The sequence below is a fragment of the Gordonia sp. ABSL11-1 genome (genome assembly GCF_030315685.1).
Classification (GTDB): Bacteria; Actinomycetota; Actinomycetes; order Mycobacteriales; family Mycobacteriaceae; genus Gordonia.
In genome coordinates, this window is sequence record NZ_JASXSI010000013.1 from 135871 (window position 1) to 154302 (window position 18432).

The following is an 18432-nucleotide window of genomic DNA, read 5'->3' on the forward strand; positions in this document are numbered from 1 at the left end:
CTCATGCCAGCGCCTTCGCCTTCAGCGCCTCGTACTCCTGTGCGTTGATGGTTCCCGCATCGAGCAGTGCCTTGGCATCGGCGATCTGATCGGCGGACGATTTGCCGGCGACCGAGCGGATGTAGTCGTCGGACTGCTGTTGCATCTGGGTGCGCGCCTCGGCCGAGCGCCGGGACATGCCATGACCCCGGGCGATCAGATAGACCAGCGCCGTCAGCCACGGAACGAAGACGAGGAACAGCACCCACAGCGCCTTCCACCAGCCTGACAATCCGCGGTCACGGAACAGGTCGGTGATGATCCAGAACAGGATCATGAGGTAGGCGACGAAAGCGAAGATCACCACCGTGTACCAGATGAAGTCCCAGAATGAATCCCACATGTGCGTCTCCTTCACACTTCGGCGGCATCTCTGTGCCGCGCGGAACAGGATCTGACCAGAGTCAGCATGCGCCCGGGGACGTGGCCGCGGATCACACGTAATGGATGACTTCGTCGTCGTGCACCGGGGCACGGCTCGTTCATCCCGTCCGGGTGATGCCGATGACCCGGTGCGCGTGAGATCGTCACCGGGTGAACTCGACAGCCATATCCGCCGACCAGGGTTCGGCGACGTCCGCGCAGCCCTACCGCACGGTCGAGGAGCGTAGGGCCGACGGCCGCGCGGCCAGAGAGCGGCTGGCCCCGAGGGATCTCGGCGACCTCGCCTCCGACGTCGACGACAGCTCGCAGCGGGATCCGACGGCACTGTTGCTGCAGCAGGCGCAGACCCGGGTGGCCGAGCTGGTCCCGATCCGGCACGGCCGGATGGCCCGGACGCCGTTCACCTTCTACCGGGGCGCCGCGCTGGTGATGAGTGACGACCTGTCACGGTCGGCGAGCAGCGGACTCACGGTCCAACTGTGCGGTGATGCGCATCTGAGCAACTTCGGCTTCTTCGCGACGCCCGAGCGTCGACTGGCCTTCGACGTCAACGACTTCGACGAGACCTATCCGGGCCCGTTCGAGTGGGACATCAAACGGCTGGCGGCGAGTCTGGCCGTGGCCGCCTTCGACAACGGCCTGACCCGCAAGGAGGCCAAGCGGGTGGCGCGGGCGTGCGCGACCGAGTACCGCGAGGCCATGACGGCCCAGGCGGGCAAGGGCACGTTGGCTGCCTGGTACACCCACGCCGAACCGTCCGAACGGCTGACGGAGGTCCGGGATCTGGTCGGGGCGTCGGCGACGAAGAGCATGCGGTTGCAGATCAAGAAGGCCTGGCGCCGCGACAGCTTGCAGGCACTGTCGAAGTTGACCACCGTCGTCGACGGTGAGGTGCGGTTCGTCAGTGCGCCGCCGCTGATCGTTCCCGTCGAGGACGTCGTCCCCGATCGCGATCTGTCCACCGTCTACGACGAACTGCAGGGCAGGTTGGCCGAGTTCCGCGAGACGATGGCGCCGCGGCACCGCGTGCTGCTCGACAAGTTCGAGTTCGTCCGCATGGCGCGCAAGGTCGTCGGGGTCGGCAGCGTCGGCACCCAGGCGTGGGTGTTGCTGTTCCGGGGAAAGGACGACGGCGATCCGCTGCTGCTGCAGGCCAAGGAGGCGCAGGCGTCGGTCCTGGCCCGCTATCTGCCCGGCCCGGATTTCACGTCCGAGGGGGAGAGGGTTGTGAACGGGCAGAAGATCATTCAGGCGGTCAGCGATGTGTTCCTCGGGTGGCAGTCCGGAATCGGGTTCGACGGCGTCTACCGCCACTTCTACCTCCGGCAACTGCGTGACGCGAAGGGCTCGGTGCCGATCGAGACCCTCGACGCGGTCGCCCTGTCGGTCTACGGACGGGTGTGCGGCAGGGTGCTCGCCTACGGCCATGCCCGATCAGGGGACTCCGTCGCCGTCGCGGAGTACCTGGGGTCGACCGACGAGTTCGACCGTGCCATAGGACGTTTCGCGGTGGCATACGCAGACCGGAATGCCCGCGACCACGCGGCGTTCGTGGCGGCCATCGATCGCGGAGCCGTTCCCGCCACAGCGGACCACTAGGAGGACTGTCGTGACCGATCAGACACCCGACCCGGCACAGGCTGACGACACCGACACCGACACCGATACCGACGCCGCCCGGCCGCTCGACGCCGACGAACGCGCCGAACTCGAACGACTGCGGGCGCAGGTGGTGTCGCAGACGCCCGACGCCCCCGGCCGAAAGATGGTGTGGCGCCGGATCGGGGCGACCGTCCTCGTCGTCCTGTGTGCGCTCCTCGCCTTGCTCTCGGTGACCACCCGATACGTCCGCGGCGAGCTGCTCGACACCGGGCACTATCTTGCCACCGTTGCCCCACTGGCATCGGAACCCGCCGTGCAGCAACAGGTCTCCGATGCGATCGTCGAACAGATCGACGCCCAGGTCGACATCCAGGGGATCACCGAGTCGGCGTTGCAGCAGCTCATCGACCTCACCCCGGCGGACCGGCCCCGCGTCGACTCGGCGCTTGTGGGGTTGGCCCCGGTCATCGCCAATCAGGCCCAGTCTTTCGTGCAGCAGACCGTGAACCAGTTCGTTCGTTCCGACGAGTTCACCGAGCTCTGGGTCGCGGCGAACCGCGGCGCGCACCAGTCGGTGGTCGCAGCACTCACCGGTGACACCCGGCGTGACGCGGTGAAGATCGACTCCGACGGCACGATCAGCATTCAGCTCGGACCGATCATCGACCAGGTCAGACAACGGCTCACCCAGCGCGGCTTCGCCTTCGCCGACAAGATCCCCGAGGTCGACAAGAGTTTCGTCGTGTTCCAGTCGCCGCAACTCGCCAACGCCCAGCGCTATGTCAGCGCCCTGGACAAGATCGCCGACATCCTGCCGTGGCTCGGCCTGGCCGCGGCGATCGGTGCCATCCTGCTGATCGGTCGCGGGAGACGTCTGCGGATGACGGCGATCGTCGCGGTGTCCATCCTGCTGGCGATGCTGGTGCTCGCCGTGGGCCTGTTGATCGGTCGGGCGGTCTACCTCAGTGAGGTGCCGGCGGATGTGCTGGCACCCGATGCGGCGCGGGTGATCTTCGATACCGTCGTCGGACCACTGCGGCTTGCGCTGCGAGCGGTCGCGGTGGCCGCGCTGGTCGTCGCCGTCGCGGTGTTCTTCGCCGGCGGATCGAGATCGGCGCAGGCCGTCCGCCGCGGATTCACCGGCGGTGTCGGTGCGATCGACGCCCGCCGTGCGCAGCGCGAGGCGAATGCCGTCGAGCGTGCACTGTGGCAGACGCGCATCCCGGTGCGTATCGCGATCGTCGCGGTGGCGGCCCTGATCCTCATGTTCTGGTCGTATCCCACCGGACTGGTGGTGATCTGGACGGTGGTGGTCACATGCGTGGTGCTTGCGTTGCTCGAGATCGCGATGCGTCCGGCGAGGCGGGATGTCGGAGGCGAGGCCGAGACGTCAGCCTGACGGCCGGGACCGGTGACCCGCGACCCGACGCGGGCGCGCCCACTCAGCTTCCCGGGGATGACGGCGGCGTGGCCGTGCGACCGCGCCGACGGGCCACGCCCCGTGCCAACAGCGATGTCGAGTCGACGGTGGCCGGTGACCTGACCACCGGATGCCCGATGACGGCGCGGCGGGTCAGACGTCCGTGACGCAGTGGCATGATTTCGTACCTCCGACCGCTTCGGTTGACGCTTCCTCCCGAGAATCTCAGAGAGACTGGGTGATGTCGTCATCCGTGCGGGATGATCGGCGATCGATTCACGCTCGCGGCGCTAAGATGCACGCAGATCCCGGGATTCGGGCCGGGGCACAGAGATCGGGTACTCGAGTGGACGGTGCGGGCCGGCAGTTGGCTCCGGGTCTTCGGCTGCGCACGTCGCGTCCGGAGATCCCTCCCGGTCACGTCCGACTGCATCGCATCGATGCCGCGCTGGCCGCGTGCTCACCCGGGCAGGTGGCGGTGGTGACGGCCGGACCGGGATACGGGAAGACACTCGCCGTGGCGGCCTGGACCCGGGCACATCCCCCGGACGGCACGCTCGCCTGGTTGGCCGTCGACGACACGTCCGGGGTCCCGTCGTTCTGGAACGACATCCTGGGTGCGCTCGGGGCCGCGGGCGCCCTGCCGCCGGACAGCTCACTGTGTGACATCGTGCCAGGCGTCGGATTCACCGAGCAGGAGGTGGACCTCGTCATCGACGGGCTGGCCGACTCCCCGGCGCCGATCACACTCGTCCTCGACGACATCCAGTGGATCACCCGGCCCGAGGTCCTCGAATCCATCCACCACCTGATCCGCCGCCAACCCGAGCGGCTCCGCCTGATCCTCATCACGCGCAAGGCATCGGATCTCCGGCTGCAGAAGCTGCGCCTCGACGGGCGACTGACCGCGATCACCGCCGCTGACCTCACATTCACCCGCGATGATGTCATCGAGTTCTGCGTTCGGGCGCGCACCGAGGTCTCCGACGACGACATCGACACGCTTCTGGAACGCACCCAGGGGTGGCCGACCGGGCTGCGGTTGGCGGTGCTCAGCGCGCGAGACGACGACCTCCACGCCCGCGTCGCGCAGTTCACCGGGCAGAACGAACTCGTCGCCGCCTACCTGCTCGAGGAGGTCCTCGAGGATCTCGCACCCACCGACCGGCGGTTCCTGTTGTCCACCAGCGTCGTCGAGGTGATGACCGCGGACCTGGCCCGCACGTTGTCCGGTCGGGCGGACAGTCGCAGAGTTCTCGACGACCTGGTCGCCGACAACGTCTTGACGGTTCGGCTGTCGGACAGGCCCGACTGGTATGCCTACCATCCGCTGTTCCGCGAATTGCTCGCCGACCGACTCGCCGCCGAGAACCCGGACGCCCCTGCGGATCTGCATCGTCGTGCCGCGGAATGGTTTGTCGCCGAGGACGACCCGATCTCCGCGATCCGTCACTACGCGAGTGCGCGTGACTGGGCGATGGCGTCTCAGGTGCTGAGCACGATCGCCCTGCCGCTCGTGCTGTCGCCGCAGGCTCCGGCGCTCGCGGCCGCGCTGGCACCCGTCGAGGCAGAGGCGGGGCGTCGACCGACGGTGGACACACTGCTGGCCGCGGCAATCGTCGCGTACCAGGCCGGCGACTTCGAGGTCATGGCGCGCAACGCGAACGACGCGAGTCGCTTGCTGCGTGACGGCCCGGAGGCAGCGACGGTGGGCACGCGGATCGTCATCGCGCTGACCCGCATGGTGACCGCCCGGCACAGTCACCTCGAGGACATCGTGGCGAGCTGCGACGCCATCCTCGACCTCGTCTCCGAGGTTCCCCGATCCGCGGTACCCGCGGCACCGGCGTACGCACTGATAGCCCGCAACAACCGCGCAATCGGGATGTTTCAGATCGGCGAGATCGACACCGCTGCTGCCGATCTCGAGTACAGCCGTATGGCTGCGGAGAGCATCGGGATGTCGCTGATGGCGATGGCCGCCGGCACGTACCTCACCCTCGTCGACCTCGTCCGGGGGGAGTTGCCGGAGACGCGACGCCGGGTCGAGGAGATCGCAGCGGTGGCGTCCCGCCGTGGCTGGACCCGCCAGCCACAGGCGATCGCACTCTATGCGGCCGCAGCGCTCATGCATCTCGAGTGCCATGAACTCGAGCAGGCGGATCACGCGGTCGCCCTGGGACGTCGCGCCGTTGCCGGCGGATCCGACACCGGTGCCTGGCTGATCGTCGAGGCGGCAGCGGTGGGCATCGCGATCGCACGCGGCGATGCATATGCGGTCCGGGCCGCATGTCGCCGTCTGGATCTCGCGCGTTCGCGCTCACGGTCGCTTCCGGCGCTGTTGAGCAGCTGGCACGACGTCGTCACCGCGGAGGCGCGGATCGTGACCGGCGAGTCCGACGCCGTCATCGTCGAATCGGCCGGTCGGGCACGCGACGCGTCGTACGCCGACTCGCTGGCCCGGGTCGTCCTGGCGAAGGCGTATCTGGCCGTCGGCCGTCCGGCTGAGGCTCTCGACACACTCGGCACCACAGCAGAATTCGCTCCGTATCGGCTCCAGGTCGTCGAGGCGGAGGTGTTGTCGGCGGTCGCTTCCGCGCAGTTGCACCGCGAGGCCGTTGCGCTCGAACACATCGCCGCCGCAGTGCGGCTCGCCGAACCGGTCGGCCAGAAGCGGCCGTTCGTCGTGGCGGGACCCCTGGTCGCCGGCCTGCTCCTGCGTCACCAACGGCTCGCCGGCAAGGAGTCGGTGTTCCTCCGCGACCTGGTCACGGTGTGCGGCGCGGGATCCTCACCGGTCGTCGACGCCGGGATTCCGATCGAACCGCTGACCGACCGGGAACTGGTCGTTCTCCGGTATCTGCCGACGATGTACAAGGCCTCGGAGATCGCCGCCGACCTGTTCGTGTCGGTGAACACCGTGAAGACCCATCAGCAATCGATCTACCGGAAACTCGGTGTCTCCACTCGGCGGGACGCCGTCGACCGCGCCCGGGAGCGCAATCTGATCTGACGGTCACCGCCGGGAGCCGGGATCGGCCTCCAGCGTCGCGACGATGGCCCGGGTCGGGATCCGGCCCTGGGCGACGACCTGGGCCCCGGCAGCATGCGCCGCAACAGCAAAGGGCCCGGCGCACAGATACTCCCAGATGATGACTGCCGCACACCGGCCCGGCGCGATGGCCGTGGCCAGGTTCACGACGTCCTCCAGCGCGAGGATCTCGGCCAGCGCGCCGTCGAGGATGCCGAGACCGGCGTCGGCCAGATCCTCGAACTCGGTGACGTCGATCCTGCCGTCACGGTCGCGTTCGATGACGAGGAGGTCGAGGACCCGCATCACGCCGCTCTCCACGAGTGATGCGAGTTCGGCCGACATCTCATCGGTGAGAGTCGCTGTCCGATAGGGGAGTTCGACGACGACATAATCGATCGGACCCAGGCCGGCCGAGGTGGTCATCGTGGGCCTCCTCGACGTCGGGTCCGGGCTCGTCGCGTGGGACCTGTCCCATGGAGTCTGCGTCGCCACGGCCACCCTGTCGTCATCCGGAAAGGATGATTGGGCAGGAGAATGGGTCCGGGTCCCCGGCGAGGATCGCCCGCCGTCGGATGGGACCCGGCCCATGCCCGGACACGATGGACACGGAGGTCATCCGTGCATCGTGGATTCAGAGCGCGACATCGCGTCGCGTCGGTGGGTGTGGCACGCGGCCGCTGCCGCGATGTCGAGGTCCTGGCGACCATGGACCCTCGTGCGAGTGATCCTCGTGGAGTGGTCGGTCGAGGGTGGTCGCTGCTCCGGCCTACGGTGCCCAGGTACGCGGTGCGGCACCGGATTCGGTGTCGCTGGCCGGGGCGGTCACGCGGGACGCGCGGTTCACCGCCGAGACGACGGCGCGCAGGCTCGCCGTGGTGATCGACGACGCGATACCGACTCCCCAGACGGTCTCGCCGTTGACCTCGGTCTCCACGTAGGCCGCCGCGCTGGCGTCGCCACCCGAGGTGAGCGCGTGCTCGCTGTAGTCGAGTACTCGCACGTCGTAGCCGACGGTCGACAGCGCGTCCACGAACGCCGCGAGCGGTCCGTTGCCGCTGCCGGCGATCTCGCGCTCGACGCCGTCGACCTTCACCACGGCGGTGATGGTGTCCTCACCACCGTCGACCTCGGCGGCGTCGACCTTCTGGCGCATCCGCTCGAGCGGCCAGATCGGGTGCAGGTACTCCTCGGCGAAGACATCCCACATCGCCTTCGGATTGACTTCTCCGCCTTCGCCGTCGGTGATCTTCTGGATCTCGCGGCTGAACTCGATCTGCAGGCGTCGCGGCAGATTCATGCCGTGATCGGCCTTCATGATGTAGGCGACGCCACCCTTGCCGGATTGGCTGTTCACGCGGATGACGGCCTCGTAGTTGCGGCCGACGTCCTTCGGGTCGATCGGCAGATACGGCACCTGCCACAAGATGTCGTCCATGTCCTGGTCGGCATCGTCGGCGTCGACCTTCATCTGGTCGAGGCCCTTGTTGATCGCGTCCTGGTGGCTGCCGGAGAACGCGGTGTAGACCAGGTCGCCGCCATAGGGGTGCCGCTCGGGGACGTTCAGCTGGTTGCAGTACTCGACCGTGCGTCGGATCTCGTCGATGTCGGAGAAGCTGATCTGCGGATCGACGCCCCGGCTGAACAGGTTCATCCCCAGCGTCACCAGGCAGACGTTGCCGGTGCGCTCGCCATTGCCGAACAGGCAGCCCTCGATACGATCGGCGCCGGCCTGATAGCCCAGTTCGGCTGCGGCGACGGCGGTTCCACGGTCGTTGTGGGGATGAAGGCTGAGGATGATGGAGTCGCGACGGGCCAGGTTGCGGTGCATCCATTCGATCGAGTCGGCGTAGACGTTGGGCGTCGCCATCTCAACTGTGGCCGGCAGGTTGACGATCATCGGGCGTTCCGGTGTCGGCGCGATGATCTCGCTGACCGCGTCGCACACGTCCTTGGCGAAGCTGAGTTCGGTGCCGGTGTAGGACTCGGGGGAGTACTCGTAGCGCCAGGCGGTATCGGGATACTTGGCCTGCTCGACGAGTACCTTCTGCGCGGCGTCGGTGGCGATCTTCTTGATCGCGTCCTTGTCGGCGCGGAAGACGACCCGCCGCTGCAGGGCGGAGGTCGAGTTGTAGAAGTGGACGATGACGTTCGACGCGCCGCGGCAGGCGTCGAAGGTGCGCTCGATCAGTTCGTCGCGGCATTGGGTCAGCACCTGGATGGTGACGTCTTCGGGGATCGCGTTGTCCTCGATGATCTCCCGGACGAAGTCGTAGTCGGTCTGGCTCGCCGACGGGAAGCCGACCTCGATCTCCTTGTAGCCCATGCGAACCAGCAGATCGAACATGCGGCGCTTGCGGGCCGGGCTCATCGGGTCGATCAGTGCCTGGTTGCCGTCACGCAGGTCGACTGCACACCACAGCGGTGCCTTCGTGATGACCTGGTCGGGCCAGGTGCGATCAGGCACGGCGACCTTCTCGACCTCGTCGGCGAACTGTCGGTAGCGGTGTACCGGCATCGCCGAACTGCGTTGGGTGTTCCAGACGGCCTGACCGTCGGGGATGGGGCCGGACGGCTCGACGATGCGGCTCGTGCCGGAGGTGAAGCTGTCTGCTGCTGCCATGATGGTCGGTTCTCCGTGTATCGAATGGGGAAAGACGACCGGCGCGTGAAATGGCCCCGCGACGGAGAGCCGGTCGATTCAGACCCCGCCGCGGCAACCGAGAAGGAGGGCGCGCTGCATGCTCAGGACTGTACTCCCCGGACCGAGCGAGGATCAAATGTGCCGCGTCGGCTGTTCCGCCGACGCCCGTGCAGACGGTCGGGTCACGGCGTGTATCGGATCCAGTCGACCTTCACCGTGCCGGGATTCGGCGTCGACGAGTTGGTGGCTCCCGGCCACGTACCGCCGACCGCCAGGTTGAGGATCGGATACATCGGCTTGTTGTAGACCCATTGTTCGCCTGCGGTGAGTTCGCTGCGGTTGACCGTGAAGTACGCCGCGCCGTCGAACAGGAAGGTGATGGCTGTGGCCGTCTTGCGCACGCCGTAGGTGTGGAAGGCCGACGGATCGATGCCGGTGATGTCCGAGCCGCGTGAGTACTGGCCGTTGAGACCGGTCGGCAGTGGGATGCCGTCGGGGACGACGTCGCGGACGGACCCGAGGTCGAGGGAACCGAAGCCGCCCTCGCCGGTGGGACCGTGGATACCGATGTGGACGAAGTCGGAGCTGTTGATGTGCTCGGCCATGTCGATCTCACCCGCGTCGGGGAAGCCGGCCTCCCAGATGTCGTGGCCCAGCATCCACCAGCCGGTGTGCAGACCCTGCCCCTTCGGCATCGCGATGCGCGCGTTGATCGTGCCGTAGGTGAACTCGAACTTGTCCTTCGTGTTGATGCGCGCGGACGTCCAGGTGTCGCCGTCGCGGCGCGCCTCGATGAGGAGATTGCCGTCGCCGTCGAGCCGACTGTTCTGCCGGGAGGAGGTGTAGGTCTGCTTCTCGTCGTTGCCCCAGCCGCCGGCGCCGACCTCGTGATTCCAGTAGGCGCCGTTCGGCGCCGAACCGGCAGCGCCGTTGAACTCGTCGGCGAACGCGACGTCGGCGGCGCGTGCCGTCGACGGTGTGATCATCGCGACGGCAAGTGTGGATGTGAGGGCCAGCACGGCTGCGGCGACGGTGCGGCGGAGGGTCTTCGACACAGGATAGGCTTACCACACCTCGATGTACGGTGTTCGGTGGGGTGAATCGGGGATTCGACGTCCTTCGTGATCAGATGGCCCCATGGCATCGCCCGGAACCCCAGCTGTCGCCGTGGTCGTCCCTGCCTTCGATGAGGCGGCCTACATCGCGCAGACTCTCGCCGCGTTGCAGGTGCAGACGTTCGGCGACGTCGTCCACCGTGAGGTTCTGCACGGATTCCGCATCATCGTGGTCGACAACAACAGCACCGACGAGACCGCGGACATCGTGCGCCGGGCCGCGGCGTCGTCGTCGGTGCCGATCGAGCTCATCACCGAGACCGAGCCCGGAACGGGATGTGCGGCCGACACCGGCTTCCGCCACGCGATCGCGACGGGCGCGATCTACATCGCCCGGACCGACGCGGACACGCTGCCCGCGCCCGACTGGTTGTCGAACCTGCTGGTGCCGTTGCTCGAAGGCAAGCGTCTCGTCGGCGGACGTGTGCGCGCGCGGAGCGAACAGGGGACGTCGGCGGCGGTCTTCAACGCTGTCGGCCACCTGTGGCGGGTGGGGCATGCCGTGGAGTGGTGGCGCACCCGGACGCAGCCGGATGAGTTGCGGAGGAGTTTCGCGGTGGTCGGCAACAATCTCGCCGTTGACGCGGAGATGTATCAACGGTGCGGCGGGTTCCCGCGCACGAGTATCGGTGACGTCGATGAGGATCAGGTGCTCCAGCAGCGGGTGCGGGCGGTCGCCGGCGGACGCGGCATCGCGCTCCGCAAGCAAGCGGTCGTCTACACATCGCTTCGCCGGCTCGAGGCGTACGGGACCAAGGGTTTCGTCGAGTGGTACCGATCGGACGACCGCTCGACGATCGATCGCGACGCCGACATCCGCTGACGCCGCCCGGTTTACGAAGGATCGGGTTCGCCAGTAGCGCACATAAGCGGCAAAATGGCCTCTGAGCTGGGAAAATGATGCTCGTTTCGACAGCAGAATCTCAGTCGTCTCACATCTGTGGCCGATAGTTTCTCTCGCGTGCCGAGGCGCTCGGTACACCTCTCGCGGCGGCTGTGCCGTCCGACGGTCAGAAAGGTATGTGCTCCATGGACCTCAACTCCCGCATGTCCCGACGGGTCGCCTGCACCCTCGCGGGCGTCGGTATCGCATCGACGATCGCCGTCGGTGGTGTCGCCACCGCGACGCCGGCACCCACGTCGCACCCACAGGTGACCGGAACGAACTGCTCCGTCACGCAGGTCGAACGCGCACTCGCCAAGGAGGATCCGGCCCTGTGGAAGCGAATCGAGGCGAACCCGATGATGAAGAAGCACTTCGAGTCCGCGCTCATCATGACGAAGGAACAGCGGAAGGCCAAGCGCGCCGAGTTCCGCAAGAATCATCCGGCCGAGTCGGCGATCGGACGGTTCATCCGCGAACATCACCTGACACGTCCGGAGATGACGAAGACCCGCGACGCGGTCAAGCGGGCGAAGGTGTCCTGCAGCCGGTTCTGATCGGCGGGGTCAGGGCCTCGGGGCGCTCGTGAACGGATGTCCCCAGGTCTCGGCGAATGCCACCTCGTCGAGGGGAAGCCGGGTGCGTGGACGCTCGTCGCGCTCGCGGATCTCGGTCGCGACCTGCTCGGGATCGGCCAACGCGCCGAGCCCGAGCAGGACGAGCGGTCGGCGATCGTCCGGGATCGCGAAGCGTCGGACGGCCGTCTCCGCGTCGAAACCGGCCATCGGATGGGCGTTGTACCCGAGTGCGTTCGCTTGCAGGATCATCTGTGACACAGCCAATCCCACGTCGACCGCGGCGTAGGTGCGAGCCTTCTCGTCGTCGGGTTCGGCGGCCGTGCATACCAGTATCAGGGCGGCCGAGGCCGGCGCCCAGCCCGCGTTGCCTCGCGTCAGCGTCTCGGTGAGACCCGTGAACGTGTCGTCGGCGCGACGGCCCACGACGAACCGGACGGGCTGGACACGCCCCCACGTCGGCGCCCACCGTCCCGCGTCGAGCACCGAGGTCAGGTCATCGACCGAGATCTCTGCGGTGGTGTCGTATCCACGGGCACTCCGACGTCCTTCGATCAACTCATGCACACGGCCACCGTAGGCCATCGCACGCGGGTCCACCCACCGCCGACCGTGTCCAGAATCTCGCCGACCGTGTCCAGAATTTCGCTGAGTGTGCCCGGTGTCATCGGAATCGACGGCGCGCGCCCGGTTCGAATCGACCGCTGGACACGATGGGCGCGATTCTGGACACGGTCGGCGAAATCTGGGGCACGGTCGGCGAGTTGAGGGCGGTCGGCGGAGCGACCCGCCGACGTCAGGCGCGGGTCGTGTCCTCGTGCCGGACACCGTCGGCAGGCCGCTTCCGCATCACGAACGTCAGTACCACGGCCAAGATGCCGAGGGCGATGACGGCGGCGAGGGATGCGGCATGCATCCCGTCGACGAAGGCGACACGGGCGGCACTCACGAGTTCGTCTCCGCCGGAACCCATCTCGCCAGCGCGGTGGAGGGTGTCGCCGAGGGTGTCTTCGAACGTCCATCCCTGCGAGTTCTCCCGGAACACGAGCGTCGCCAGTGAACCGAGGAGGGCGAGTCCCATGGCGGTGCCGAGTTCGAAGCTGGTCTCGGAGATGCCCGAGGCCGCGCCCGACCGTTCGACGGGCACCGAGCCGACGACGACATCGGAGACCACGCTGAACTGGATGCCGTACCCGATGCCCGCGATCGACGTGAACACGAGATAGACCCACAGTGGGCTGGACATGGTCAGTGCGAGCAGTCCCAGGTTGCCGACGGCTGCCAGGAGCACCGAACCGACGAATGCGCTCCGCAGGCCCATGGCCGCGACGACGCGAGACGCCCCGATCGAGAACACGGCCACGGCCACGGCCATCGGCAGTCCGGCGAGCGCCGCCGACAACACATCGAAACCGCGCACCGACTGCAGGTAGACGCCCGTCAGATACGACATCCCGCCGAGCGCCATCATGCCGACCAGCGCGACCGACACCGCGGCACTGAACTGCGGATTGCGGAACAGCGCGAGGTCGAGCAGCGGAGCGGTGGCCCGACACTGGTGTGCGAGAAAGAGTGCCAGCAGGACGACGCCGAACACCCCGATGCCCGCGACCCCGACGGTCAGGCCGTCGGACGCCATCGTCTTCACGGCGTAGACGAGAGGCAGGATGCCCATCATCGACAACACGACGCCGACGACGTCGAAGCGCGCGGCGTCGGGTGCGCGGTACTCGGGGACGAGCCGGGGTCCGGCGATGAACAGCACGGCGAGGACGGGAACATTGATCAGGAACACGCTGCCCCACCAGAAGTGGTGCAGCAGAACGCCGCCGATGACCGGGCCGATCGCGCTGCCGCCGGCGAAGGCCGCCGTCCAGACTCCGATCGCCTTTGCCCGGTCGCGGGCGTTCGGGAACATGTTGGCGATCAGCGACAGGCTCGACGGCATCAGCGTCGCGCCGCCGACACCCATCAGAGCGCGGGCGGCGATCAGGATCGCGGCATTCGGCGCGAAGGCGGCGATGACCGACGCGACGCCGAACAGAGTGGCACCGGCGAGCAGGATCCGCCGGCGACCCACTCGATCGCCGACGTTGCCCATCGTGATCAGCAGGCCGGCGATGAGGAATCCGTAGATGTCGAGGATCCACAACTGCTCGGACGCAGTCGGGGTCAGCGCGTCGGTGATGGCCGGAATCGCCAGGTAGAGGACCGAGAAGTCCATCGACACGAGGAGGACGGGCAGGGTCAGGACGGCCAGACCCCACCACATACGTCGGTCCGCGCCGGAATCCCGGTGGCGCAGATCAGACGGTGGGGTGAGGGTGGACATGGCGGGCTCCTACGGATCTCTCGAACGACAGGACGGGGTAGCGCCCCCCTGGGGTCGCGTACGCCGTACGCACTAGACGGTACGAGAGTGAGTACGCTGTACGCAACCGGAATATTCCCGCAGGTGACGATCGGGATGAGATACCGTCGTCGGACGGTGGGGAGGAGAGCCACTTGTCGTCGACCGACAAGTCGAATGCCGGCGCAAAGCTGACGCTGGAGGCCATCGTCGACGCCGCGATCGATGTCGCCGACCGCGACGGGATCGGCGCGCTGTCGATGCGACGGATCGCCGACGAGCTCGGCGTCGGGGCGATGTCGCTCTACCGACACGTCGACGACAAGGATGCGCTGCTCCAGCAGATGTCCGAGGAGATCGGCCGCCGATTCCCCTACCCCGTCGACGATCCGGAACCGCCGGGGTGGCGGGACCGTGTCGGGCTCATCGTCGACATCGACTGGGAGCTCTACCGGCAGCATCCCTGGGTCGTCATCGCGTACTCGTCGCCGCGGCACAGTTTCGGCGACGAGTCCCTGCGCTGTCTGGACTGGTTCGCCGCCGGTTTCCTGGAACTCGACGTGGATCTGGTCGAGGCGACGGGGATGGCGCTGACCGTGTGGAGTTATGTCCATGGTGTCGCGCTGGTCGCGGTCAGCGACGACCTGATCCGGGCCGAGAAACCGTCGGAGCGTCCGGACGGGCTCGAGGATCTGTTGGCCGGACGCAGCACGGCGGTGGCGCCGCACCTCTCCCGGCTGGCCGGAGAGGATACGGCGCCACGGCTACTGGATCCGCGTGCCCGTCTCGACGACGGGATCGCTTATCTCTGTGACGGATTCGCGGCCAGCGCGACGTCGAGGGACGGTTCGCGGCGTTCGCCCTGAGTGGCGGCCATCAGGACACCGCCGGCCACCAAGAGGCTTCCGGCAACGAGCACGGTCACGGTCATGCCGTGTGCGAACGTGTCCGACGACGCGGGCAATCCGCGGGTGGCCGCACCGAACACGGCGACCATGATCGCGAGTCCGACGGTGCCGCCGAGCTGCTGCGCGGTGTTGACCACGCCCGACGCTGCACCTGCGTCGTCGGGATGCACGCCACGCAGCGCCGCCGTCGTCAGCGACAGGAACGCCATTCCGCCGCCCGCTCCGACCAAGACGAACGGGCCGACGAGTGACGCGTACGAGGTGTGCGCGTCGAGTGCGCTGAGCCAGAACAGGCCGCCCGCGGCCGCCGAGAAGGCGGCGAGCAGGAGTGCCCTGTTGCTGAACCGCGAGACTAGGATCCGCGCCGTGATCTGGGACGATGCGAAGGTGGCCGCCGTCATCGGCAGGTAGGCGAGTCCGGTTTCGAGAGGCCCGTAGTGCAGCACCTCCTGCATGTACTGCGTCAGGAAGAACATCATCCCCATGAAGCCGGCGACCATGACGAGTCGTCCCGCGTGGGCCGAGCTGCGCGGCACACTCGCGAACAGTCGTAGCGGGGTGATGGGCGCTGCGGCGCGGGTCTCGGTGAGCACGAACGCGACGAGCAGGGCTGCCCCGACGGTGAGCGCCACGACGGTCACCGGACTGGACCAGGACTGCTCCGCGGCGTGGACGAGTCCGTAGACGATCGCGCCGATCCCGATCGTCGAATACAGCGCGCCCTGCAGATCGAAGGTTCCCGGTCGACGCGCCGTCTGCGGGAGCGAGAACATGCCGGCCACCAGCACGGCGGCGCCGATCGGCAGGTTCACGAAGAACACCCAGCGCCAGTCCAGCCATTCCACCAGTGCGCCGCCGACCACGAGTCCCAACGAGAATCCGCCGATCGAGACCGCGGTGAACAGGGCAAGCGCTCGGGTTCGCTGCGGCCCCTCCGGGAATCGGGTCATCAGCAGGGCGAGGGCTGCCGGCGCGGCGATGGCGGCGCCGACCCCCTGCAGTGCGCGAGCGACGAGCAGCATCGACGAATCGGTGGACAGGCCGCCGAATGCCGACGCGGCGAGAAACACCGTCAGACCACCCAGAAAGGTGCTCCGCCTGCCGAGTATGTCGCCGAGGCGGGCGCCGAGCAGGAGGAGGCCACCGAACGTCAGTGTGTAGGCGTTGAGTACCCAGGACAGGCTCGATGTCGAGAAGTCAAGGGACCGTTGAATATCCGGGAGGGCCACGTTGACGATGGTCGCATCGACCACCACCATCAACTGGCAGCCGAGAACGGACAGGAGAACCAGGGCATCGATATTCACCCGTGAGCGCAGCCAGCCGACCCCGGGGATGGGGGACGGCGTATAGGCGCGTTCAACCGATGGAGAAAGAGGCATCGAGAACTCTTTTCGGGTAGGGGGTCATCGAGAAGGGGTGCGAGTACACTCGGCGGTGAAGCGGAAGCTTCCTCCGATTAATATACGGAGGATTCCTCCGTTTAGCAAGTAGCCCCTGCGCGAGGGATGTCGCGTGGTGACGAGATGAAGGAGCGGATGCCGTGGCGGCCGGTGCCAAGCCCACGACAGGGTCGTCGACGACAGGCGCGTCGGCGACCACCCCGAAGGCTGCGATCTCGAAGCGACCGACGCGGGCAGATGCCGCGCGAAACTACGACAAGCTGGTCGAGGCCGCCCAAGAGCTCTTTCACGTCGAGGGAATCGAGGTCGCTCTGGACAAGGTCGCCGCCGAGGCGGGGGTCGGCATCGGCACGCTCTATCGCCACTTCCCGAATCGCACGGCGCTGGTCGAGGCGACCTTCCGCACCTACTCGGCTCAGATCGTCGACGACGGGTGGCGGCGCCTCGAGACCGAGTCGCCGGATGCCGCTCTCGCGGGACTCTTCGCCGCCTACATGTCCACGGCCGGCACGAAGCGGGGGATGAAAGAGGCGATCCTGGCCGCGGTCGGCGACGATGCGGAGGTCTTCGACGAGACCAGGTCACGGTCTCGCGAGCTCACTGCCGCCATCCTCGAGGCGGGTCGTCGGCAGGGTGTGTTCCGTGACGACGTCGAGCCGGACGACGTGTCGCGGCTGCTGGGCGGATTGTCGATGACGTGCATACCGAGCGACACCACGGAGACGCGTGATCGTCTCATCAAGGTCGTCCTCGACGGTCTTCGTCCACAGGCCTGACAGCCCGCGAGGCGCGTGCGACTTCGCGCATCACATGGCGTGCGGATACACCGTGAGCATGTGTGCGCCGAACCACGCGCTGCCCACCACGACCGGCACCATGGCGGCAACGCCCACCGGCGTGCGCCAGCGCGCCAGCACCATCGCCACCGGGATGAGCAGCACGAAGGCGGGCAGCAGCAGCCGCGCGCGGCTCATCATCAGACCGCTCGACAGCACGATCGAGGCGACCACGAGGGTCCCGTAGAGCAGTACCGGCCACGGAAGTCGGGCCCACACCGCGAGCCCCAGCATCACCAGGGTCGACAGGATGATCCACGCCGAGGCGACGGGGGCCACTTCGCCGGAGTGCACGAGGGTCTCGTTCACGAACGTGAAGGTGGCCCGGCCCCAATCGAACTCGGTGCCCCAGCCCTCGGTCTGGATGCGGAACCATCCCGTCGGCGACCCCGTGTGCGCCCACACGACGGCGAGGTAGCCCAGGTACCCGAGCGGGCTGATCACGACGGCTGCCCACGCCGGCCATCCGTCGCGGCGGACGAGCAGCGCAGCGAGCATGACGACACCGATCAACACCACCGCCGTCGGTCTGCTGGCCCCGGCCAGCATGGCGCAGAGTCCCGCGAGCAACCATCGCCGTTCCATCACGCCGATGAGGCCCCAGACGCCGAGCGCACAGAACAGTGCCTCGGTGTAGGCCATGTTCAGCACGATCGACATCGGTGTCGCGGCGAACAGCGCGACGAGGAACAGCCCCGCCCGGCCCGGGTCGACTCTCCCGATGGGTGATCGCTGCGCCATCGCACGGGCGCACCACGCGCCGAGGCGCGCGGCCCCGACCGCGGCGATGCAGCCGAGGACGAGGTTGACGGTGATCGCTGCGCCGTACGGCGTGATCAGTGGCAGTTTCGCGACCGCGCCGACGAGCATCGGGTAGCCGGGGAAGAAGGCGTATGCGGTGTCCGGGGTGTGCAGGCCGCGTGCGTCGGTCTGGGTGAAGGGGACGTTGGTGTAGCCGTACTCGGCGATCGCGACCATCCACTTCCCGTCCCACAACCAGAGCGCGTCGCCGACCGAGGTGTTGCGCAGCTGGGCGAAGCGGGCCAGGACGAGGATGCCGATCGCGCGGATGACGAGGAACAGCAGGATCGGGATCAGCCACGTGCGAAGGGTGGCTCCACCCCAGGTCGGAGCCGACGCGGCGGGCGTGGTGTCGGCGGTCCGCCGAGGGCGGCGTCGGGGGGTCCGGCGTGGCACGCCGTCCTCGCGTGCGGTCGCGCCGACATCGGTTCCGGTGGCCAC

Annotated in this window: 15 protein-coding genes; 7 read left to right on the plus strand and 8 right to left on the minus strand. The window is 67.7% G+C overall.

Annotation, left to right across the window (positions count from 1 at the left end; all coding sequences use genetic code 11):
- Position 1: 1 nt before the first annotated feature.
- Positions 2 to 382 (minus strand): SHOCT domain-containing protein, encoded by a 381-nt coding sequence (locus QSJ19_RS15800; RefSeq protein ID WP_286321749.1) that lies wholly within the window; start codon positions 380 to 382, stop codon positions 2 to 4.
- Between the two features lie 191 nt (positions 383 to 573).
- On the opposite strand from QSJ19_RS15800, the gene QSJ19_RS15805 reads away from it, so the two are divergent.
- The 3 genes from QSJ19_RS15805 to QSJ19_RS15815 all read left to right on the plus strand — a co-directional run bounded on the left by QSJ19_RS15805 (position 574) and on the right by QSJ19_RS15815 (position 6458).
- Positions 574 to 2022 carry a DUF2252 domain-containing protein gene (locus QSJ19_RS15805; protein ID WP_286321751.1) on the plus strand — a complete coding sequence of 483 codons (1449 nt, stop codon included), beginning with the start codon at positions 574 to 576 and terminating at the stop codon, positions 2020 to 2022.
- Between the two features lie 10 nt (positions 2023 to 2032).
- Positions 2033 to 3424: a hypothetical protein gene (locus QSJ19_RS15810; RefSeq protein WP_286321753.1), complete on the plus strand. Its 1392-nt coding sequence runs from the start codon at positions 2033 to 2035 to the stop codon at positions 3422 to 3424.
- A gap of 367 nt (positions 3425 to 3791) precedes the next feature.
- Positions 3792 to 6458, plus strand: a complete 2667-nt coding sequence (locus tag QSJ19_RS15815) for a winged helix-turn-helix domain-containing protein (RefSeq protein WP_286321754.1) — start codon at positions 3792 to 3794, stop codon at positions 6456 to 6458.
- A 3-nt stretch (positions 6459 to 6461) separates the two neighbouring features.
- Here the strand turns inward: QSJ19_RS15815 and QSJ19_RS15820 are convergent, their stop codons facing one another.
- From QSJ19_RS15820 to QSJ19_RS15830, 3 genes are all read right to left on the minus strand, one after another.
- Positions 6462 to 6902 (minus strand): DUF6325 family protein, encoded by a 441-nt coding sequence (locus QSJ19_RS15820; RefSeq protein ID WP_286321756.1) that lies wholly within the window; start codon positions 6900 to 6902, stop codon positions 6462 to 6464.
- 343 nt (positions 6903 to 7245) lie between these two features.
- Positions 7246 to 9099, minus strand: a complete 1854-nt coding sequence (leuA, locus tag QSJ19_RS15825; RefSeq protein WP_286321758.1) for a 2-isopropylmalate synthase — start codon at positions 9097 to 9099, stop codon at positions 7246 to 7248.
- A 203-nt stretch (positions 9100 to 9302) separates the two neighbouring features.
- Positions 9303 to 10175: a glycoside hydrolase family 16 protein gene (locus QSJ19_RS15830; RefSeq protein WP_286321760.1), complete on the minus strand. Its 873-nt coding sequence runs from the start codon at positions 10173 to 10175 to the stop codon at positions 9303 to 9305.
- Positions 10176 to 10257: 82 nt separating this feature from the next.
- Between QSJ19_RS15830 and QSJ19_RS15835 the strand changes: the two genes are divergently transcribed.
- Together QSJ19_RS15835 and QSJ19_RS15840 are read left to right on the plus strand one after the other, a co-directional pair.
- Positions 10258 to 11058: a glycosyltransferase family 2 protein gene (locus tag QSJ19_RS15835; RefSeq protein ID WP_286321761.1), complete on the plus strand. Its 801-nt coding sequence runs from the start codon at positions 10258 to 10260 to the stop codon at positions 11056 to 11058.
- Between the two features lie 206 nt (positions 11059 to 11264).
- Positions 11265 to 11675 carry a hemophore-related protein gene (locus QSJ19_RS15840; RefSeq protein WP_286321764.1) on the plus strand — a complete coding sequence of 137 codons (411 nt, stop codon included), beginning with the start codon at positions 11265 to 11267 and terminating at the stop codon, positions 11673 to 11675.
- A 9-nt stretch (positions 11676 to 11684) separates the two neighbouring features.
- Here the strand turns inward: QSJ19_RS15840 and QSJ19_RS15845 are convergent, their stop codons facing one another.
- Positions 11685 to 12260 (minus strand): nitroreductase family protein, encoded by a 576-nt coding sequence (locus QSJ19_RS15845; RefSeq protein ID WP_286321766.1) that lies wholly within the window; start codon positions 12258 to 12260, stop codon positions 11685 to 11687.
- A gap of 229 nt (positions 12261 to 12489) precedes the next feature.
- Positions 12490 to 14025: an MFS transporter gene (locus tag QSJ19_RS15850; protein ID WP_286321767.1), complete on the minus strand. Its 1536-nt coding sequence runs from the start codon at positions 14023 to 14025 to the stop codon at positions 12490 to 12492.
- A 173-nt stretch (positions 14026 to 14198) separates the two neighbouring features.
- Between QSJ19_RS15850 and QSJ19_RS15855 the strand changes: the two genes are divergently transcribed.
- Positions 14199 to 14909, plus strand: a complete 711-nt coding sequence (locus QSJ19_RS15855) for a TetR/AcrR family transcriptional regulator (RefSeq protein ID WP_286321768.1) — start codon at positions 14199 to 14201, stop codon at positions 14907 to 14909.
- Here QSJ19_RS15855 and QSJ19_RS15860 read toward each other — a convergent pair.
- Positions 14846 to 16333 (minus strand): MFS transporter, encoded by a 1488-nt coding sequence (locus tag QSJ19_RS15860; protein WP_286321770.1) that lies wholly within the window; start codon positions 16331 to 16333, stop codon positions 14846 to 14848. The two genes, QSJ19_RS15855 and QSJ19_RS15860, sit on opposite strands and share 64 nt — an antisense overlap.
- Positions 16334 to 16494: 161 nt before the next feature.
- On the opposite strand from QSJ19_RS15860, the gene QSJ19_RS15865 reads away from it, so the two are divergent.
- Positions 16495 to 17130: a TetR/AcrR family transcriptional regulator gene (locus tag QSJ19_RS15865; RefSeq protein WP_286321772.1), complete on the plus strand. Its 636-nt coding sequence runs from the start codon at positions 16495 to 16497 to the stop codon at positions 17128 to 17130.
- Between the two features lie 30 nt (positions 17131 to 17160).
- Here QSJ19_RS15865 and QSJ19_RS15870 read toward each other — a convergent pair whose 3' ends face one another.
- A complete protein-coding gene (locus tag QSJ19_RS15870) occupies positions 17161 to 18432 on the minus strand; it encodes a hypothetical protein (protein WP_502876197.1) in 1272 nt (423 codons plus the stop codon).

What these genes read in the sequence shown, in the direction of transcription:
- QSJ19_RS15860 (WP_286321770.1), bottom strand. Translation starts at nt 16,333, where the DNA reads ATGCCTCTTTCTCCATCGGTTGAACGCGCCTATACGCCGTCCCCCATC.
- QSJ19_RS15850 (WP_286321767.1), bottom strand. Translation starts at nt 14,025, where the DNA reads ATGTCCACCCTCACCCCACCGTCTGATCTGCGCCACCGGGATTCCGGC.
- leuA (WP_286321758.1), bottom strand. Translation starts at nt 9,099, where the DNA reads ATGGCAGCAGCAGACAGCTTCACCTCCGGCACGAGCCGCATCGTCGAG.
- QSJ19_RS15820 (WP_286321756.1), bottom strand. Translation starts at nt 6,902, where the DNA reads ATGACCACCTCGGCCGGCCTGGGTCCGATCGATTATGTCGTCGTCGAA.
- QSJ19_RS15800 (WP_286321749.1), bottom strand. Translation starts at nt 382, where the DNA reads ATGTGGGATTCATTCTGGGACTTCATCTGGTACACGGTGGTGATCTTC.
- QSJ19_RS15835 (WP_286321761.1), top strand. Translation starts at nt 10,258, where the DNA reads ATGGCATCGCCCGGAACCCCAGCTGTCGCCGTGGTCGTCCCTGCCTTC.
- QSJ19_RS15840 (WP_286321764.1), top strand. Translation starts at nt 11,265, where the DNA reads ATGGACCTCAACTCCCGCATGTCCCGACGGGTCGCCTGCACCCTCGCG.